Origin of the sequence: Roseovarius tolerans, from assembly GCF_028885395.1 — a bacterium.
Classification (GTDB): Bacteria; Pseudomonadota; Alphaproteobacteria; order Rhodobacterales; family Rhodobacteraceae; genus Roseovarius; species Roseovarius tolerans.
In genome coordinates this window covers 3451546-3466423 of sequence record NZ_CP118494.1, presented here as the reverse complement: position 1 = coordinate 3466423, position 14878 = coordinate 3451546, and the positions used below count along the sequence as shown (strand labels likewise).

Here is a 14878-nt window from a genome sequence, read left to right as displayed (position 1 = left end):
GTCTCCTTTTTCACGCTCGGTCAGCAGGGCTGCCGGGCATCAGGTCATAGGGGTGTTTCCAGCCGGGCAGGCCCTCGATCGTCGAGAGCCACCGGTCGATCTCGGGCCAGTCGGTGCGGTCGAAACCGAAAGGTTCCGGGTAAAAGAGATAGCCGCAGCAACTCAGGTCGGCATTGCTCAGGGCGTTGCCCACGATCCAGTCGCGGCCCCGCAGGTGGGTGTCGAGCGTGGTATAGGCGGCCTTGAGGCGGGCTTGCGTGAAGGGAATCACGCCCTCCGGGCGCTTGTCCTCTGGCAAGAAGTTCATCAGAAACCGCGTCATTCCCGCCGGGGAGCTGAGCTTGTGATTGTCCCAGAACATCCAGCGCATCACCTCGCGCGCCTCCTCCGGTGTTTCGCCGCCGAATTTTCCTGTCTTCTCGGTGATATACATCTGCATGACGCCCGACTGCGTCAAGGTCACGTTGCCGTCCACCAGCACCGGAACTTCGCCCATCACGTTGATTTGACGAAATGCATCGCCGCGCGTCTCGCCGCCGAAGAAATCGACGAACACCGGCGTCCAGTCGAGGCCCGCCAGTTCCAGCGCAAGCGCCGCCTTGTAGGCGTTGCCGCTCTCGCCGAAGCAGTGGATTTTTATCGTCATGGCGTGGCTCCCGGTTGCGGTGTTGGATTTGAGTATTTTTGGCAAGATGAAGCCTGCGGGGATTCACCGTACATTAACGTCAATGCGCTTTGATCGAAGGCGCGGTACAGGCTGGAGAGCCGATGACCGCGCAAGGTGAAGCCCTGTTCCGGTGCCTGATGCCAATTGGCCCGCGCATCGGACAGGGTGGACCTGTCCCATTCATCTTGGCCGAAATACTCCTGCCGGAGGCATCCGTCATCTGCCCTATGTGCTGCCGTCCAGACCCTCACAGCGCCCTCGCGATCAGCTCTTTCATGATCTCGTTGGTGCCCCCGTAGATGCGCTGCACGCGGGCATCGGCCCACATTTCGGCGATGTCGTATTCCTGCATGTAGCCATAGCCGCCATGCAGTTGCAGGCACTCGTCCAGCACCTCGCCCTGCGCATCGGTCAGCCAGTATTTCGCCATCGCCGCTTTTTCGACGCTCAACTCCCCGCGCATGTGCTCACTGATGCACTCATCCATGAAGGCGCGGCAAACGGCGGTCTTGGTCTGGCATTCGGCCAGCTTGAAGCGGGTGTTCTGGAATTGCAGGATCGGTCCGCCGAAGGCCTGACGCTCTTTGCAGTAGGAAATCGTGCGCTCCACCCCGCCTTCCATCGCGCCCTGCGCACCACAGGCGATGATCAGCCGTTCCTGCGGCAGTTGCTCCATCATCTGATAAAAGCCGCGCCCCTCTTCACCGCCCAGGATGTTCTCGGGCGGAATCTCGACATTGTCGAAGAACAGTTCCGACGTGTCGCCCGCATGCAGCCCGACCTTTTCCAGATTGCGCCCGCGTGCAAAGCCCGACGCGCCCTCGGTCTCGACCACCACGAGCGAGGTGCCTTTCGCGCCCTCCTTGGGGTCGGTCTTGGCGGCGACGATGATCAGGTCGGCATGCTGCCCGTTGGTAATGAACGTCTTTTGCCCCGACAGGCGATAGGCGTTGCCGTCGCGCACCGCGCGGGTCTTGATGCCCTGCACATCCGATCCGGCGGCGGGTTCGGACATGGCGAGCGCACCCACCATCTCGCCCGAGACCATTTTCGGCAGCCAGGTTTGCTTTTGCTCCTCGCTGCCATAGGCAAGGATGTAATGCGCGACGATGCCGGAATGAATGGGGTTGCCCCAGCTTGCGAGATTGGCGCGGCTCTGCTCGAGACAGATCACCGCCTCGTGCCCGAAATCGCCGCCTGCGCCGCCGTATTCCTCGGGGATGGAGGGGCACAAAAGGCCCAACTCGCCCGCCTCAAGCCATGTCTCGCGGTCCATGATGCCCGCCTTGCGCCAGCGCTCGTAATGCGGGCGCCATTCATCATTGATGAACTTGGCCGTCATCTCACCGAGCATCCGGTGCTCGTCCGTCATCCATGTCATCGCCGGGCCTCCCGTCCCTGAATGGTCAGCGTTTGCGCGCATCAAGCTCCGAATTGAAGATCCTGAGCCGATGCGCGAACGTGTCCTCATCGATCACGCTGTCGAAATTCTCGAACAGAAATGACAGCGCCTCGCCCTCGTCGAGCCCCGCCTCCTGACTGAATTTGCGCAACCGGCGATAGCCGTCCTCGGTCATCGCGGCATTGAAGCGGCGCGTCAGGCGAAAGCGTTTCGGCATCGTTTCTTCCTCCCGTAGGGTGGGTGTTCAACCCACCCCTTTTTCAGAACGCCTCGGCGTCAAGCTCCATCACCGGTTCCGCACCGCTCTCGATGCGCGCCAGATGCAGCGCGGTCGCGGGCAGGCGGCGCTTCATGTAAAAGCGGCCCGTCGCCAGCTTGGTCTTGTAGAACGCCTCATCCGTGGTGCCCGCCTCCAGCGCCGCATGGGACGCCTTGGCCATCCGCGCCCACATCAGCCCGAGGCAGACATGGCCGAAAAGGTGCATGAAGTCATAGGATCCGGCAAGTGCTGCGTTGGGGTTCTTCATGCCGTTCTGCATGAAGAACATCGCCGAGGCCTGCAGGTCTTTCGACGCCGCCTTGAGCGGGTCGAGAAAGTCTTTCTTCAGCGCCTCGTCGCCCTCGTTCTCCTTGAGGAAGGTCTTGATCATCTCGAAGAAGGCCATCACGTGCTTGCCGCTGTCCTGTGCCAGCTTGCGCCCCACCAGATCGAGCGCCTGCACGCCGTTGGCCCCCTCGTAGATCATCGCAATACGGGCGTCGCGGGTGAACTGCGACATGCCCCATTCCTCGATATAGCCATGCCCGCCATAGACCTGCTGCGCCAGCACGGTCATGTCGTAGCCCTCATCGGTCAGAAAGCCCTTGATGACCGGCGTCATCAGCGAAATCAGCCCCTCGGCATCCGCATCCTCGCCGCGATGCGAGCGGTCGATGAGTTCCGCGCCCCAGAGCATGAAGGCGCGCGCGCCCTCGATGAACGATTTCTGATCCATCAGCGAGCGCCGGATATCGGGATGCACGATCAGCGGATCGGCGGGGCCATTGGGGTTTTCCGTTCCGGTCACGGCGCGGCCCTGAAGCCGGTCCTTGGCATAGGCGAGGGCATTCTGATAGGCGACCTCGGCTTGTGCCAGACCCTGCATGCCGACGCCGATGCGGGCCTCGTTCATCATGGTGAACATGGCGCGCATGCCCTTGTGCTCTTCGCCCAAGAGCCAGCCGGTGGCGCCGTCATAGTTCATCACGCAGGTGGAATTGCCGTGAATCCCCATCTTTTCCTCGATCTTGCCGCAGGTGACGCCGTTGCGATCACCAAGGCTGCCGTCGTCCTTAACAATGAACTTCGGCACGATGAAGAGCGACACGCCCTTGATGCCATCGGGGCCACCAGGGATCTTGGCCAGCACCAGATGGACGATGTTGTCGGCCATGTCATGCTCGCCCGAGGAAATGAAGATCTTCTGCCCCGTCAGCAGATAGCTGCCATCCTCCTGCGGCTCGGCCTTGGTCCGCATGAGGCCCAGATCGGTGCCGCAATGCGGCTCGGTCAGGTTCATTGTGCCGGTCCACTCGCAAGAGAACATCTTGGGCAGATAGGTCTCTTTCTGCTGGTCCGAGCCATGCACGAGGATCGCGGAGGCCGCGCCATGGGTCAGGCCCTGATACATGGTGAACGCCTGATTTGCGCCCGAGAACATCTCGCCCACGGCGGTGCCCAGCACGTAAGGCATGTTCTGACCGCCATACTCTTCGGGCAGATCAAGCGCGGTCCAGCCGCCTTCGCGCACCTGGTCGAACGCCGCCTTGAAGCCCTTGGGCGTGCGCACCACGCCGTTTTCCAGCACGCAGCCCTCGCTATCGCCCACCGGGTTCAGTGGCGACAGAACCTCCGAGGAAATCTTGCCGGCCTCTTCCAGAACCGCGCTGGTGAACTCGCGGTCGAGTTCGGAATAGCCCGGCGTGTCCTGCTCTGACACATTCAGCACGTCATGCAGGATGAATTGCATGTCGCGGGTCGGTGCGGTGTAGCTTGGCATCTGGTTCTCTCTCCCTAAAGAATGGCCGTGCCGGTATCACTCGGCGGCGTCGCGGTTGTCCTTGAGCGAGGCCAGCATGCGCTCGCCCCATGTCATCTGTTCGCGCAACTCGGAGATTGCGGCCTCCAGCTCGTCGCGCTGCGTTTCCATCTCGGCCAGACGCGCCTTTGCCACCTCATAGGCGCGGGCGATCTGGGTGTGCTGCTGATCCCCCTTGTCGTAGAGATCGAGCAACTGGCGCAGTTCCTCGAGGCTGAACCCGAAGCGCTTGCCGCGCAGGATCAATTTCAGCCGCGCACGGTCGCGCCGGGTGAAGAGGCGGCGCTGTCCTTGCCGAATGGGCGAGAGCAGTTCCTTGGCCTCGTAAAACCGCAGGGTGCGTGGGGTGACGTCGAACGCCTCGCACATCTGCCGGATAGTCATCACATCATCAGTCATTGCATCGCCTCGTCGCAGAGCATCTGGCGACTATCTGCGTCGGGTGCCCTATGGTTACAACAGCCGCGCGGCTTTACGTAACCGCTACGTCACGTCACTTTCAAATTGACGTAAGATAAGGCAAGGTAAAGGGATATATCGGGACATTTTCTTGCCCCAGCGTCAGCCTGTTCTCAGTCGAGATTCGCCTCGGTCTGATCGCGCAGCTGGCGCAACTCGGCCATCGCCTCGTCGATCTGGCGGCGCTGTTCGGCGAGTTCGGCAAGCTGTCGGTCGGCAAGGTCGATCCAGCTGCGCATCTGCGCGTCGGTGCCCTCATGCTCGTAGATCAACAGCCATTGGCGGATATCCTCGAGCGAAAATCCGAATTTCCGCCCCCGCAGGATCAGCGTCATACGCGCGCACTCGCGCGGCCCGTAATAGCGCGACCGCCCCTCGCGCTCCGGCTGCAACAGCTCGATATACTCGTAATACCGCAACGTTCGCGGCGTGACGTCGTATTTCTCGCACATCTCCTTGAAGGACAGTCTGTTCTCCGCCATCGCCCGGCCCTCCTGCAGGGTCAGGTTAGGGCCAAGGCGCGTGCCGTGCAACCGTCGCTCTTGCAGCCCCGGCCCGTTGCGTCCCATAAAGGGCGCGAGATCGCAGCGGGGATGCCCATGGATGACGAGAAGAACCGGATCGCGCAGCAGTTCATGCAGGCGCTGCCGCATGCCCGCGCGCTTGGCCTGCGCCTCATCGGCATGGGCGAGGGTCGCGCGGAGATCGAAATGGATTACGACGACCGCCTGATCGGCGATCCCGAAACCGGGGTGATTCACGGCGGCGCGGTCTCGGCGCTGATGGATACCTGCTGCGGGGCGGCGGCAATGAGCCACCCGGCCTCGCCCGGCGGCACAGCCACCATCGACCTGCGCATCGACTACATGCGCCCGGCCACGCCGGGGCAGGCGATCCGGGCCGAGGCCGAGTGCTATCACATCACCCGTTCGGTGGCCTTCGTGCGCGCCCGTGCGATGGACGACGACAGCGCCCGCCCCGTGGCCACCGCCACCGGCACCTTCACCGTGGAGGGCGGCTGATGGCGCGCGCCCGTCCCGAACCCGTGCAGGTGGTCAAGCAACGCCGCGATGCCGCATTGAAGGCGCTGGTCGAGGGCGTGCCCTACATCCGCTTTCTCGGCGTGCAGTTCGAGCGGCGCGGCGACGAGCTGACCGCCGTGATGCCGTTTGACGAAAAGCTGATCGGCAATCCCCTGCTGCCTGCCCTCCATGGCGGGGCGACCGCAGCGTTTCTCGAAATAACCTCGATCATCGGGCTAAGTTGGGGCCATTTGTGGGAAGAGATCGAGAGCGGCAAGGTGGAGGTCGAAACGCTGACCAATGGCCGCCTGCCGCGCCTGCCCAAGACGATTGATTTCACCGTCGATTACCTGCGCTCGGGTCTGCCGCGAGATGCCTACGCACGCGCTCAGGTCAACCGCTCGGGGCGGCGCTATGCCAGCGTGCATGTCGAGGCGTGGCAGGACAACCGCTCGCGCCCCTTCGCGCAGGCTACCGGCCATTTCCTGATGCCGCGCCGCGATGAGTGAGACTGCCCGCGCGGTCACTCATGCCCGCGTCCTCAAGATCGCCCTGCCGATCGTCATCTCCAACGCGACGGTGCCCATTCTGGGCGCGGTGGATACCGGCGTGGTGGGGCAGATCGGGCTCGCCGCGCCCATCGGCGCGGTCGGCATCGGCGCGGTAATCCTCACGGGGCTCTACTGGATCTTCGGCTTTCTGCGGATGGGCACCACGGGGCTGACCAGTCAGGCGCATGGGGCAGGGCAAACCGGCGAGGTTGCGGCCCTGCTCACCCGCGCGCTGATGATCGGCTTTGCCGGGGGTCTCCTGGTGATCGCCCTGCAGGTGCCGATCTTCTGGGCTGCCTTCCAGATCTCCCCCGCCAGTGCCGAGGTCGAGGCCCTCGCGCGCGACTACATGGCCATTCGCGTCTGGTCCGCACCCGCGATGATCGCGCTTTTCGGCATGACCGGCTGGCTCATCGCGCAGGAACGCACCCGCGCGGTGCTGATGATTCAGGTGCTGATGAACGGCGTCAATATCGGGCTCGACCTGTGGTTCGTGCTGTGGCTCGATATGGGCGTCACCGGCGTGGCGCAGGCCACGGTGATCGCCGAATGGGGCGGGCTCGCGCTCGGCTTCTGGTTCTGCCGCGATGCCTTCGGCGTGCCCGCCTGGCGCGACTGGCCGCGCGTGTTTGACCGCGCACGCCTGCGCAACATGGCGATGGTGAATACCGATATCCTGCTGCGCTCGCTGATGCTGCAGATCATCTTCATCTCGTTCCTGTTTCTGGGCGCGGATTTCGGCGATGTGACGCTGGCGGCCAATCAGGTGCTGTTGCAGTTCCTCAACATCACCGCCCATGCGCTCGACGGCTTTGCCTTCGCCGCCGAGGCGCTGGTGGGGCAGGCGTATGGTGCCCGCGCGGTGGCGCTGCTGCGGCGCGGGGCGCTGATGACCAGCTTCTGGGGGCTGGTGGTCTGTATCGCGCTGGCCGTCGGTTTTGCGACCTTCGGCGGCGCGATCATTGATCTCATGGCCAAAGTGCCCGAGGTGCAGGCCGAGGCGCGCAGCTATCTGATCTATATGGCCGCCGCCCCGATTCTGGGGCTTGCCGCCTATATGCTCGACGGGGTGTTCATTGGTGCCACCCGCTCGCGCGACATGCGCAACATGATGGCGCTCAGCCTCGTGGTTTATGTGGCGGCAGCGGCGGCACTGGTGCCGTCGCTCGGCAATCACGGGCTGTGGCTGGCGCTTCTGATCAGCTTCATCGCCCGCGGCGTGACCCTCGGCCTGCGCTATCCTGCGCTGGAGCGTGCTGTCGGCTAGCCTAAGGCTCGGTCCTCCGCAAACTCCTGAATGCCGGACCAACATTCGAAGATCACGAAAGTTAAGTCCAGATAACAAGAATTGATCGGGCCTGCGGCGTTTCGCAAGGCGCTCTCCCTTGCAATGAAAGCAGGGATGAGGCTAAGGGATACCATGCAAATCTACCTCCCCATAGCCGAGGTTTCGGTCAACGCCTTCCTGCTTCTGGGGCTGGGCGGGCTTGTGGGTGTGCTGTCGGGCATGTTTGGGGTCGGCGGCGGCTTTTTGATGACGCCGCTGCTGTTCTTCATTGGCATCCCGCCCGCCGTCGCCGTCGCAACCGAGGCCAACCAGATCGTCGCCTCGTCTTTCTCGGGGGTTCTGGCCCATCTCAGGCGAAAGACGGTGGATCTCCGAATGGGCACGGTGCTGCTGATCGGCGGCCTCTGCGGGGCCGCCTTGGGCGTGGTGCTGTTCAACTACCTGAAATCCATGGGCCAGGTCGATCTGCTGGTCAAGCTCTGCTACGTCGTCTTCCTTGGCGTCGTCGGCGGCATGATGTTCTTCGAGAGCCTGCGCGCCATTCGCAACACCCGGCGCGGCGCAGCTCCCAAGCGCAAGAAACACGGCTGGGTGCATGGCCTGCCGTTCAAGATGCGGTTCCGCACCTCGGGCCTCTATATCTCGGTGATCCCGCCGCTTCTGGTGGGCGTCAGCGTCGGTATTCTCGCGGCGATCATGGGTGTCGGCGGCGGGTTCATCATGGTGCCTGCGATGATCTACCTCCTCGGCATGCCGACCAAGGTGGTGGTGGGAACCTCGCTCTTCCAGATCATTTTCGTCACCGCCTTTACCACCATGCTGCACGCGACCACGAACTATACCGTGGATATCGCGCTTGCCGTGCTGTTGCTGGTGGGCGGCGTGATCGGCGCGCAGATCGGCACCTCGATCGGCACCAAGATGAAGGCCGAACAGCTGCGCATCCTGCTGGCGATGATGGTGCTGGTGGTCTGTGGCAAACTGGCGCTCGACCTGCTGTTGCAGCCGTCCGAACTTTACTCGCTCGGCGCGGCGGGGGGGCATTGATGCTCTGGCGTCTGGCCGCCCTGCTGATCCTCGCTGCCGCGCCGTTGCGCGCCGAAGAGGTGGTGCTGGGCCTGTCCAGCGACAAGGTGGCGATCACCGCGACCTTCGACGGATCGGAAATCTTGATCTTCGGCGCGGTCAAGCGCGAGGCCCCGATCCCCGAAACGACGCTCGATGTGGTGATCACCGTCTCCGGGCCGTCACTCCCGGTGCAGGTGCGCCGCAAGGACCGGCAGTTCGGCATCTGGATCAATACCGACATGGTCGATCTCGATGCCGCGCCCAGTTTCTACGCCGTGGCGACCACCGGCCCGCTCGACAAGGTGCTGTCCAATACCGAGGACTTGCGTCACCGCATCTCGATCCCGCGCGCGATCCGCTCGGTCGGAGCGGCGAGCATGGCCCCCAATGTCGATGTTGGGAATTTCACCGATGCGCTCATTCGCATCAAGCGCGACCAGAACGCCTATCAGATGCGCGAAAGCGCGGTGGTTCTGGATGAACAGACGCTGTTTCGCACCGCGATCAGCCTGCCCGCCAACCTGACCGAAGGCGCCTATCAGACCCGAATCTTCCTGACCCGCGAGGGCCGTGTGGTATCGCAGTATCAGACCGTGATCGACGTGCGAAAGGTGGGGCTGGAACGCTGGCTCTTTACCATGTCGCGCGAACAGCCGATGCTCTACGGGCTGATGTCGCTGGCCATAGCGATTGCCGCCGGTTGGGGCGCATCCGCAGCATTCCAGATCATGCGGCGTGGCTGAGTTCGGCCCACGAGGCCCGGCTTTCAGACATGAAAAAGGCCGGGCTCCGTAGAGCCCGGCCTGAAGACGAGACTGGGATGAAAGGGGGTTACCCTTCCCACTCATTCATGCCTTCGAGGTCTTCGCTGCTATGTGCGACCGTGGCACGCAGGGTGTCGGTCATGTCATCACCACCCTCGCGCAGCGTAACCTCCTCGAACGGAAGGGCGACCGGCTTTTCGCCAAGCCCGAGAAAGCCGCCGACATCAATGACGACCTGCGAGATGTCGCCGTTGTCGCTCAGGACGAGTTCCGAAATCTCGCCGATGCTTTCGTCGTTGGAGCCATAGACCGAGAGACCTTGCAGATCATCCGCAGTCAGCGCATTACGCTGATCGGTGTTCAGCTCGGCCGACCCGCTGGCCTGACCGGACATGTCCGACTCGTCAGACGCGGTCTGCGTGCCCTGCTCGGAGGCGTTATTGCTGGCCTGCTCACTGGTGGTGTCGCCAGTGCTCTCGTTGGTGGCCTGTTCGCTGCTGGCGTTGCCAGTGCTCTCGTTGCTGGCCTGCTCGCTGCTGGCGTTGCCAGTGTTCTCGTTGCTGGCCTGACCGTCCATCTTGTCCTTGGACTGCTGCTTGTCGGACTCGTCGCTCCAGAAGCTGTTGCCGCTATCGCGTTCGCTTTGCTCATCGACCTCGTCACGGTCTTCAAGCGCGCTGCGGTCGCCAGTGAACACGACGTAGTAATGCCGCGCTGCTCCCGATTCGGATTCGGCGTTGTCACCGCCCTCGGACGAGACGAACTTCAACTCATCCATACTGGTGCTAACATGCTTTTCACCGATCCCGAGAAAGCCACCGGCGTCAAGCGTCACGGAGTCGATACCGCCATCCTTCGTGAGGATGAGGTCACCGATTTCGCCCACACGCTCCCAGTTGTCGGCAGGTTGGCTCACGCTGTCGGCGATCTCTTCATCCGACGCGTCTTCACTGCGGATATAGACCGGCTCGCCGATCATGTCGGCGGCGTGGATGGTCTTGTCGCCGACCTTGGCGCTTGCGTTGGATTTCGCGGCCTTGTCAGACTGGCTTTGCGACATTTCGGCGGATTCACTCGCCTTCATGTCACTTTCCTTGTCCGCGTTCGTGTCGGCCATAACCGGCGCTGCTGCGAGGGCCACGATGGCTGTGGTTGCGAGAAAACGTTTCATGGTCATACTCCTTCCGAGTTGTATTCCGTCGGCGCCAATGCATTCCGGCGCCTCGGGATCACAACCCTCGGGGTGCGTCGGTTGTTTCATCCGCAGCCAAAAATTTTCCATATTTTTCGCGGGAACCAGACCGACGCCTGTTGCGTTTCACAAGGGCGCGCACAGCGCGGGCGCGCCCGTTCAGAGACGTCCTGCCGACAGGACGCGCGGGCAACCGGAACACGGAAAAGGAGACCACATGCTCGAAGTGACAGGAATTGGCGGGATCATCCTATTGATCCTCGACGTCTGGGCGATCGTATCCGTGATCGGATCGGCCGAAAGCACCGGCAAGAAGGTGCTCTGGGTCCTGCTGGTCCTTCTGCTGCCGCTTCTGGGCTTTCTCATCTGGCTCATCGCCGGGCCGCGCTCGGTCTAGGGCACCGCCATGAGTGACGCAGCGACCGATACACGCGACGCGACACGCCCCCGGGATTTGAGCGGGCGCGCCTGGTGGCGTGTCCTGCGCCGGGTCATGGGCGAATCCGACAGCCGCAATCTGGGTCTGATCTCTGCGGGCGTGGCATTCTATACCATGCTGTCGATCTTTCCCGCGATCGCCGCGCTGATCGCGATCTGGGGCATCGTCGCCGATCCGCAGACCATCGCCAGCCAGCTTGGCATGGCGCAGCAACTCCTGCCCGAAGCGGCCTATGGCATCGTCGAGGGTCAGATCGATGCGCTGATCCGCTCGAACGACTCGACGCTGCAACTGACCAGCATCATCTCGCTTCTGCTGGCGGTCTGGACCGCGCGCAATGGCGTGGCGGCCCTCATACGCGGACTCAATGCCGTCTACCGCGAAGAGCACCGCCGCAACCCGCTCTGGCGCTACCTCGTGGCCATCGGGCTCACGCTGTTGCTGATCGGGGTGGCGATCATTGCCTTTGCCGCCGTCATTCTGGTGCCGATCGTGCTCTCGGTGATGGTGCTGCCGTTCGGGGTGGAGGCGCTGATCAGCGCGCTGAAATGGGTGATCCTCCTGGGCGTGGTGCTGTTTTCCATCGGGTTGCTCTATCGGCACGGGCCGAACCGGCGCGGCGCGCGGGTGGCCTGGATCAGCCCGGGTGCGCTGTTCTCGCTTGTCACCTGGGCGGCGGGCTCGGTCGCGTTTTCGATCTACCTGCGCAATTTTGGCTCCCTGAACGAGGTCTACGGCTCGATCGGGGCGGTAATCGCGCTGCTCCTGTGGTTCTATCTCAGCGCCTATGTCGTGCTTCTCGGGGCGCTGCTCAATGCCGAGATCGAGCTTGAGACGGGGTGCGATACCACGATCGGCGCGCCCCGGCCCGCCGGTGAGCGACAGGCCGTCGTCGCCGATCACATCGCCGACAGCGATGGTGAATTGCAGCCAGTACCAGACCGCGCACCGCATGCCCAGAAGCACTGAGGTCGCCAAACAAACCTGAGAATTGGGAACTTTTCCCGCCCCAGGCGGTTGGTTGACTGAAGCCAGCGCCACATACGCTGGTTTGTCCAGGTTCATCCCTGTCCCCATTCCCGATGAGCCTGGGCCACCCGCCGATACCATCGGGTGCCTGGCCCCCGTCCCCAGCAGGGCGGGGGCTTTTTCAAAACAGGGTCAACCCGCCCGCGCGAGAAATGAGTTCTGGACGTGCAGGAGGCAAACAACACGTTGTAGCGAGATCATGGAAAAAACATCGCAAACCAAACCAGACGCCGACCCGGAGCCCGCCAGCGCAGCGAGCGTCGAGAAATTCGACGTGCTGGTCACCGCCGAAGAGGCATACCCTGCGTTCGAGCGGGCTTTTCTGACGGCCAAATCCGAGATCATCGCCAGTTTCCGTGTCATCGACCTTTCCACGCGACTGCGCTCGCCCGAGGCGCTCAAGATCGGCACCACCTGGATGGACCTTATGATCCACACGCTCGATCGCGGTGTCGCGGTGCGTCTGGTGACCTCCGACTTCGATCCCGTGGCCGCGCCGGAACTGCACCAGCTGGCCTGGCGCACGCTGCGCCAGATCGCAGCGGTGCGCGAACTGACACGCGATTGCGGGCGGCTCGACTTCACCCTCGCGCTGCATGATGCGCGGACCGGATTGGTGCCGCGGCTGATCCTCTATCCCCTCGTGCGCCACAAGATGAACCAACTGGCCCGGACCTGGCACGAGATGAGCGATCCGGAACGCCAGCGCTTCAGGGTCGAAACCCCCCGCTTGCAGAAAATCTGCTACGAGAATGGTGACGGCAAGCTTTGCTTTCCGCTCCGCCCGGTTGATCTCTTTCCGGCAACACATCACCAGAAGATGGCCGTTTTCGACCGCGAGACGCTGTATATCGGCGGGCTCGACCTCAACGAGCGGCGCTACGATACCAAGCGTCACCGCCGCGCCGCCGAACGCACGTGGCATGACATACAGGCCATTGCAACGGGCCCCGTAGCACAGGCCGCGCAGGCCCATCTGGAGAGTTTCCTCGACAGTGTTGCGGGGCGCGCCGCGCCGCCTCCCGCCGCGCCCGGTTTTCTGCGCACCTTGTCGCGCCGCCGTCGCGGCATGCCGCTTCGCCTCGCGCCCCGAACCGTGTTGCGCGAAATCGAGACCCGCCATATCGAGGCGATCGGCCGGGCGCGCCACCTGATCTATCTGGAGACGCAGTTTCTGCGGCATATGCCTTTGGCGCGCGCGCTTGCGCGGCGCGCCCGCGAATGTCCCGGTCTGCGACTGATCGTGATCCTGCCCGCCGCCCCCGAGGACGCCGCCTTTGACAGCAATCAGGGTCTCGATCTGCGCTACGGCGAATATCAGCAGGTGCGCTGCCTGACGCGGTTGCAACGCGCGTTCGGCTCGGATCGGTTTCTGGTGGCCTCGCCGGTGCAGCCGCGCAAGACTGAGAGCGAAGGGCGCGATGCGCTGGAAAACGCGCCGCTGGTCTACGTGCATTCCAAGGTTTCGATCTTTGATGATTTCGGGGCGATCTTGTCCTCGGCCAATCTCAACGGTCGCAGCATGCGCTGGGATAGCGAGGCGGGAATCTACCTCGATCAGCCCGCCCATATCGAGGAGTTGCGCCGTCGCGTGATGGGGCACTGGCTGCCGCCGCACTCAGATGCCGCCTACCTTGATCCGCAAGCCGCGTTCGGGCATTGGCAGCGCCTTGTGGAGAGCAACAGCGCGTTGCCGCCCAGCAAGCGGCAGGGCTTTCTGGTGCGCTACGATTCGGACGTGGCACGTGATATCGCCGCGCCGATCCCGGGCATGCCGGACGAGGTCGTCTGAGCGATCAGGCGCTGTCGTCTGCGGTGCCCTGCGACATCGCGGTTTCAGCACCGATCTCGCTGTCGACCTCGAAGATGTCGAGCATCACCAAGACCATCACCAGAACCGGGATCGCGACGATCCCGCCGATCGGCCCCCAGATCCACAGCCAGATCACCAGCGACACGAAGATCAGCAGCGGGTTGACCGAGATGTGCCTGCCTACCATCGAGGGTGTGACGAATTGCGCCTCGATCATGTTGAGCATCAGAAAGATCGCCGCCGGTGCAAGGATCATCAGCCCGTCAAACACGATCAGACCCGCAAGCAACAGCGCCCCCACCACGACCATCGGCCCGGCATAGAGTATGAAATTCAACAGCGCGGCCCCGATCCCCCAGATGATCGGCGCGGGCATGCCGATCAGGGCAAGCGCCGTGCCGAGCGCAATGCCAAGCCCGGCATTGACGATCGAGATCGTCAGGAAATAGCGCGCCACCAGCCGCTCGGCGGTGGCAAAGCGGCGCTGAATGATCGCGGTGTCCCGCGAGGTGCCGATCCAATGCGCCAGCCATTGATAGATGCCCTTGCGCGTAAGCAGAAAGAAGAACAGCGTCCCGCCGAAGATCAGCACCTGCGCCAGCACCACCGGGGCAAGAAACAGCGTGCTGGTGAGGGTCGGCATCGGGTCGGGCCCGCTCTCTTCGCTGCCATCACTCGGAGATTGCGTGCCGAGCGCCTCCTCGACCTCGCGGTTGACCGCGTCGAGCCCCCGCACGAGGCCGCGAAATTCGCCGATGATGGCGCGCAGTTCCCATTTGATGGTCGGCAGATGCTCGACCACGCGCCAGATCAGCGGCTCCACCAGTATCCCCATCACGGCGATCACCGAGACCCCGAGGACAAGCATGATCGCCGAGGCCAGCCCGGCAGGCAGCCCCCACCGCTCGAAGACATCGGTCATCGGTGCGAGGATGACGCCGGTCACGACCCCCAGAACCATGGGCGCGAAAATGTCGGCACCGAGTTTCAACGTCCCGAAGCCGAGCGTCACTGCGATCACGATGACGGCCACCCGCACGATCGGATCACCAGTGGAATGAGGACTGAGCATGCAAAGCCAACGCGCGCCGCGCGGGAATGTTCCC

At 63.3% G+C, this 14878-nt stretch carries 16 protein-coding genes; 8 read left to right on the top strand and 8 right to left on the bottom strand.

Translation table 11 applies throughout. The features are described 5' to 3' along the window. Nucleotides 1-10 precede the first annotated feature (10 nt). The 6 genes from PVU19_RS17210 to PVU19_RS17185 all read right to left on the bottom strand — a co-directional run bounded on the left by PVU19_RS17210 (nucleotide 11) and on the right by PVU19_RS17185 (nucleotide 5088). On the bottom strand, nucleotides 11-646 hold the full coding sequence (locus PVU19_RS17210) for a glutathione S-transferase family protein (RefSeq protein ID WP_050663185.1): 636 nt from the start codon (nucleotides 644-646) through the stop codon (nucleotides 11-13). Between the two features lie 268 nt (nucleotides 647-914). Beyond that, entirely contained in the window at nucleotides 915-2048 is a 1134-nt protein-coding gene (locus tag PVU19_RS17205; RefSeq protein WP_050663186.1) for an acyl-CoA dehydrogenase family protein, read from the bottom strand. A 25-nt stretch (nucleotides 2049-2073) separates the two neighbouring features. After that, on the bottom strand, nucleotides 2074-2286 hold the full coding sequence (locus tag PVU19_RS17200; protein ID WP_050663187.1) for a hypothetical protein: 213 nt from the start codon (nucleotides 2284-2286) through the stop codon (nucleotides 2074-2076). 43 nt (nucleotides 2287-2329) lie between these two features. After that, on the bottom strand, nucleotides 2330-4108 hold the full coding sequence (locus tag PVU19_RS17195) for an acyl-CoA dehydrogenase C-terminal domain-containing protein (RefSeq protein WP_050663188.1): 1779 nt from the start codon (nucleotides 4106-4108) through the stop codon (nucleotides 2330-2332). Between the two features lie 36 nt (nucleotides 4109-4144). Beyond that, nucleotides 4145-4546, bottom strand: a complete 402-nt coding sequence (locus PVU19_RS17190; protein ID WP_050663189.1) for a MerR family transcriptional regulator — start codon at nucleotides 4544-4546, stop codon at nucleotides 4145-4147. 173 nt (nucleotides 4547-4719) lie between these two features. Beyond that, nucleotides 4720-5088: a MerR family transcriptional regulator gene (locus PVU19_RS17185; RefSeq protein ID WP_050663226.1), complete on the bottom strand. Its 369-nt coding sequence runs from the start codon at nucleotides 5086-5088 to the stop codon at nucleotides 4720-4722. Between the two features lie 117 nt (nucleotides 5089-5205). On the opposite strand from PVU19_RS17185, the gene PVU19_RS17180 reads away from it, so the two are divergent. The 5 genes from PVU19_RS17180 to PVU19_RS17160 all read left to right on the top strand — a co-directional run bounded on the left by PVU19_RS17180 (nucleotide 5206) and on the right by PVU19_RS17160 (nucleotide 9278). Then, the gene (locus PVU19_RS17180) at nucleotides 5206-5628 is read left to right on the top strand and encodes a PaaI family thioesterase (RefSeq protein ID WP_050663190.1); all 423 of its coding nucleotides are present in this window, start codon (nucleotides 5206-5208) and stop codon (nucleotides 5626-5628) included. Next, entirely contained in the window at nucleotides 5628-6137 is a 510-nt protein-coding gene (locus PVU19_RS17175; RefSeq protein WP_050663191.1) for a PaaI family thioesterase, read from the top strand. Before PVU19_RS17180 ends, PVU19_RS17175 begins: the two co-directional genes overlap by 1 nt. After that, complete coding sequence (locus PVU19_RS17170; protein WP_050663192.1) at nucleotides 6130-7446, top strand: MATE family efflux transporter; 1317 nt, start codon at nucleotides 6130-6132, stop codon at nucleotides 7444-7446. Before PVU19_RS17175 ends, PVU19_RS17170 begins: the two co-directional genes overlap by 8 nt. A gap of 153 nt (nucleotides 7447-7599) precedes the next feature. Beyond that, entirely contained in the window at nucleotides 7600-8514 is a 915-nt protein-coding gene (locus PVU19_RS17165) for a sulfite exporter TauE/SafE family protein (RefSeq protein ID WP_050663193.1), read from the top strand. After that, the gene (locus PVU19_RS17160; RefSeq protein WP_050663194.1) at nucleotides 8514-9278 is read left to right on the top strand and encodes a TIGR02186 family protein; all 765 of its coding nucleotides are present in this window, start codon (nucleotides 8514-8516) and stop codon (nucleotides 9276-9278) included. The genes PVU19_RS17165 and PVU19_RS17160 overlap by 1 nt, the downstream gene beginning before the upstream one ends. Nucleotides 9279-9366: 88 nt before the next feature. Here the strand turns inward: PVU19_RS17160 and PVU19_RS17155 are convergent, their stop codons facing one another. Further along, nucleotides 9367-10470, bottom strand: a complete 1104-nt coding sequence (locus tag PVU19_RS17155; RefSeq protein ID WP_160316369.1) for a PRC-barrel domain-containing protein — start codon at nucleotides 10468-10470, stop codon at nucleotides 9367-9369. Nucleotides 10471-10708: 238 nt separating this feature from the next. On the opposite strand from PVU19_RS17155, the gene PVU19_RS17150 reads away from it, so the two are divergent. From PVU19_RS17150 to PVU19_RS17140, 3 genes are all read left to right on the top strand, one after another. Beyond that, nucleotides 10709-10888, top strand: coding sequence for a PLDc N-terminal domain-containing protein (locus tag PVU19_RS17150; RefSeq protein ID WP_050663196.1), 180 nt, complete (start codon nucleotides 10709-10711; stop codon nucleotides 10886-10888). Between the two features lie 9 nt (nucleotides 10889-10897). Next, complete coding sequence (locus PVU19_RS17145) at nucleotides 10898-11899, top strand: YihY/virulence factor BrkB family protein (RefSeq protein ID WP_050663197.1); 1002 nt, start codon at nucleotides 10898-10900, stop codon at nucleotides 11897-11899. A 259-nt stretch (nucleotides 11900-12158) separates the two neighbouring features. After that, nucleotides 12159-13751, top strand: coding sequence for a phospholipase D family protein (locus tag PVU19_RS17140; RefSeq protein ID WP_050663198.1), 1593 nt, complete (start codon nucleotides 12159-12161; stop codon nucleotides 13749-13751). A gap of 4 nt (nucleotides 13752-13755) precedes the next feature. Here PVU19_RS17140 and PVU19_RS17135 read toward each other — a convergent pair whose 3' ends face one another. Continuing rightward, nucleotides 13756-14844: an AI-2E family transporter gene (locus tag PVU19_RS17135; RefSeq protein WP_050663199.1), complete on the bottom strand. Its 1089-nt coding sequence runs from the start codon at nucleotides 14842-14844 to the stop codon at nucleotides 13756-13758. Nucleotides 14845-14878 lie beyond the last annotated feature (34 nt).

Excerpts from the sequence above, each read along its gene's own strand:
- PVU19_RS17160 (WP_050663194.1), top strand. The coding sequence starts at position 8,514 with ATGCTCTGGCGTCTGGCCGCCCTGCTGATCCTCGCTGCCGCGCCGTTG.
- PVU19_RS17150 (WP_050663196.1), top strand. The coding sequence starts at position 10,709 with ATGCTCGAAGTGACAGGAATTGGCGGGATCATCCTATTGATCCTCGAC.
- PVU19_RS17185 (WP_050663226.1), bottom strand. The coding sequence starts at position 5,088 with ATGGCGGAGAACAGACTGTCCTTCAAGGAGATGTGCGAGAAATACGAC.
- PVU19_RS17165 (WP_050663193.1), top strand. The coding sequence starts at position 7,600 with ATGCAAATCTACCTCCCCATAGCCGAGGTTTCGGTCAACGCCTTCCTG.
- PVU19_RS17175 (WP_050663191.1), top strand. The coding sequence starts at position 5,628 with ATGGCGCGCGCCCGTCCCGAACCCGTGCAGGTGGTCAAGCAACGCCGC.
- PVU19_RS17140 (WP_050663198.1), top strand. The coding sequence starts at position 12,159 with ATGGAAAAAACATCGCAAACCAAACCAGACGCCGACCCGGAGCCCGCC.
- PVU19_RS17155 (WP_160316369.1), bottom strand. The coding sequence starts at position 10,470 with ATGAAACGTTTTCTCGCAACCACAGCCATCGTGGCCCTCGCAGCAGCG.
- PVU19_RS17135 (WP_050663199.1), bottom strand. The coding sequence starts at position 14,844 with ATGCTCAGTCCTCATTCCACTGGTGATCCGATCGTGCGGGTGGCCGTC.
- PVU19_RS17205 (WP_050663186.1), bottom strand. The coding sequence starts at position 2,048 with ATGACATGGATGACGGACGAGCACCGGATGCTCGGTGAGATGACGGCC.
- PVU19_RS17145 (WP_050663197.1), top strand. The coding sequence starts at position 10,898 with ATGAGTGACGCAGCGACCGATACACGCGACGCGACACGCCCCCGGGAT.
- PVU19_RS17195 (WP_050663188.1), bottom strand. The coding sequence starts at position 4,108 with ATGCCAAGCTACACCGCACCGACCCGCGACATGCAATTCATCCTGCAT.
- PVU19_RS17200 (WP_050663187.1), bottom strand. The coding sequence starts at position 2,286 with ATGCCGAAACGCTTTCGCCTGACGCGCCGCTTCAATGCCGCGATGACC.
- PVU19_RS17210 (WP_050663185.1), bottom strand. The coding sequence starts at position 646 with ATGACGATAAAAATCCACTGCTTCGGCGAGAGCGGCAACGCCTACAAG.
- PVU19_RS17180 (WP_050663190.1), top strand. The coding sequence starts at position 5,206 with ATGGATGACGAGAAGAACCGGATCGCGCAGCAGTTCATGCAGGCGCTG.
- PVU19_RS17190 (WP_050663189.1), bottom strand. The coding sequence starts at position 4,546 with ATGACTGATGATGTGATGACTATCCGGCAGATGTGCGAGGCGTTCGAC.
- PVU19_RS17170 (WP_050663192.1), top strand. The coding sequence starts at position 6,130 with ATGAGTGAGACTGCCCGCGCGGTCACTCATGCCCGCGTCCTCAAGATC.